At 25.8% G+C, this 2,466-nt stretch carries 3 protein-coding genes and 1 pseudogene; 1 reads left to right on the top strand and 3 read right to left on the bottom strand.

The annotated features are described in order from the left end of the window. The 3 genes and pseudogenes from U880_RS0102400 to U880_RS0102390 all read right to left on the bottom strand — a co-directional run. Positions 1 to 356 (bottom strand): annotated as a pseudogene (locus U880_RS0102400) (site-specific integrase); the annotation flags it as partial. A gap of 381 nt (positions 357 to 737) precedes the next feature. Then, positions 738 to 1,322 carry an Mlp family lipoprotein gene (locus U880_RS0102395; RefSeq protein WP_024654622.1) on the bottom strand — a complete coding sequence of 195 codons (585 nt, stop codon included), beginning with the start codon at positions 1,320 to 1,322 and terminating at the stop codon, positions 738 to 740. Between the two features lie 277 nt (positions 1,323 to 1,599). Then, complete coding sequence (locus tag U880_RS0102390; protein WP_024654542.1) at positions 1,600 to 2,013, bottom strand: Mlp family lipoprotein; 414 nt, start codon at positions 2,011 to 2,013, stop codon at positions 1,600 to 1,602. A 155-nt stretch (positions 2,014 to 2,168) separates the two neighbouring features. Here U880_RS0102390 and U880_RS0102385 point away from each other — a divergent pair. Beyond that, a partial coding sequence (locus U880_RS0102385) for a DUF603 domain-containing protein (RefSeq protein ID WP_024654619.1) occupies positions 2,169 to 2,466 on the top strand: 298 nt, incomplete at its 3' end.

Genomic DNA, 2,466 nt, shown 5'->3' with positions numbered 1-2,466 from the left:
GCAACATTTACACGTAAACTATAAAATACCTCATCATTATTGCTTTTTTCTTGTGATATATCAGCAAGTTTGACATTTTGTATCTCTACTCCTCTACAACCAGTTATTGATAATATGTATACGAACCATCCAGAAATTGGGTCTATAGATTGAAGTTTTGTGATGCAGCGTTTTACAAGTTTTATTGTCTTTTCATTTAGATAGAATCTTATAGGAGTGGATTTGGGTTTAGTATTTTTAGTTTTAAGTTTACTTTTAATTAAAGACAATTCTTTGCTTAAATTTTCATTTTCTTTTACTATGTCTTTGAGTGTTTTATTAACTTTGTTAGATAAGTTCAAGTTAGTATCATTCATAAAGTTTACTTATTAACTAATGATTTTAAAAATTATAAAATGGTTAATTAATAGTTTAACAAATACTTATAAGTTTAGTCAATTTTTTGGGCCTTTCATTGTATGTTAAAAATGGCATGTAGTTTGATTGTAATTAGTAGAAGATATGGTTTTAAATATTTTTGGAATAAATATCTAAGATACTTATTCCTATTTTTTACAAATACTTGCTTTTTTACTTCCTATTTATTTAATATTCTATTTTAAGCCTAAGACTTTGTGCAATGATAGTATCTTTCCTCTATCTTTCTTTTGTTAACCTACTTTTTATCATAGGTTAACATAAAGTCAACTTCCTTCACTTTTTATAAACTTTTAATTTATTCCTTACTTACAATAAAATCAAAAATTATCTTTTATTTCTGAAATATCAAGTGTTTTAAATTGTATAAAAATTTCTTCAGGATCGCTATAATTGATAAATATGTCCCTGAAAGTTTTCTCAAAGAAGATGCCTATCTGGTTGTATTGAGTTCCATATTTCTTTATATCTTGACATGTATAATTTGGGGCACAATCAAGGGCATCGCTTATATATTCCTTTAAAGTTTTTTCAGGTGCATTTTCTGCTCTTCTTTGTTCTAACAAGTTATAAGCTTCAGTCCAAGCTTCATCTAGTTCTTTCTTTTTCTCGAGATTCTTTTCAATCCAAGAAATAAATTTAGCATATTTCTCTACGTCCGTTTTTACTGCGTCAAAATCTTGTATTCTTTCTTTACCGCTTTTATGTTTTATGATTGCTTCTCTTGCTAGTTCTATATATTTGTTAAATCCATGAATAATGGTATTAAAGTTCTTAGTTTCTTCCGTTTGTGGTATTTGTTTAGCTGGTGTTAAACTTATTCTTTCGTGTACTTTTAGTTTATCTGTACAAGAATAGACTAGTATTAGACTATAAATTAGTATGTGTTTTAAATATTTATACATATAATATTCTCCTTGTTTTTAAGTATACTATTAGTTATTTTGGTTTGTATAGGGATTTTTAAAAAAGATTTGCTTTTAATTTTATCTTTATTCTCCTATTTCATAATTATTTGTATAATATGATTGTTGATTTTATAAAAATTGTTAGTTTGTCATAAAGTTTTATTTACTTTTTTTAAATTGCTAATTTAATAAATGAAATTATGTGAATTATGTTTTTGACATTTTACAATATTTTTCAATGTAATAGGTTTTTTTGAATATTTTTTAACTTTCGTTAACAAGTACTCGTCACACTATCTTTAAAATTAGCTAGTTCATTGTCATCCATTGTAGTAAAGTAGGCTTGTACCGCATTTTTAAATCCTTCTTTACCATCGTTATTGTTTTTGCAACGTTCAAGTTGAGTCTTTATGTGAGCCAAAGCTTCTTTAATCTTAGGTTGAGCAAATAATAAAAACTTATTAAACTTTTCTTTATTGTTTAAACTTTCTTTTAAGAAATCTAAGTTTACTTGCTCTTCTTCAGTTAAATTTTTTCTTAATGTTTCTTCAGCTGTTTTTTGTGTTGTTGTAGTTTCTGGCTTTTTTTTAGTTAGATCTTTTGAGGGTCTTGTAGATTTTGTTATTTCTTTGCAACAGCAAAGTAGTAATAGACTACAAAATATCAAATAATTTGTATATTTAATCATAATACTCTCCTTGTTTCTAAGGGTAGTTCAAATTTATTATTTTTCTTGTATAGGTATTTTTGTAATTGTTTATTTATTTTTGAAAGTTTAATGTTTTGTTATAAAGTTTATGTTAACTAAAATTAATTTTTGTTAAATTATAAGGTTGAAGAGATATGAATAAAGTAAAGAGGGCATATGAAGATTATGCCATGTATTTTGATGAAGGTCGATTAAATGATACTGAAATAGCGAAAGAACTTGGTGTTTCACGAGCTAATGTAAGTAAAATGAGACAAAAATGGGAAAATATCAAAGATAATCCAAAGGAATTTTTTAGTGAAAGTAAAGTAACTATTTGTAAAACTACTCTTAATAGTATATTAGATCGAGTACTCGAGACAAATGCTAAAGCACGTGAACTTAAGAGTCAATTTAGTATAGCCAAAAGTCAACTTGGACTTAAGTTTATGA

The sequence above is a fragment of the Borrelia hispanica CRI genome (genome assembly GCF_000500065.1).
Lineage (GTDB): Bacteria > Spirochaetota > Spirochaetia > Borreliales > Borreliaceae > Borrelia > Borrelia hispanica.
This window is presented reverse-complemented; position numbering and strand designations above follow the sequence as displayed.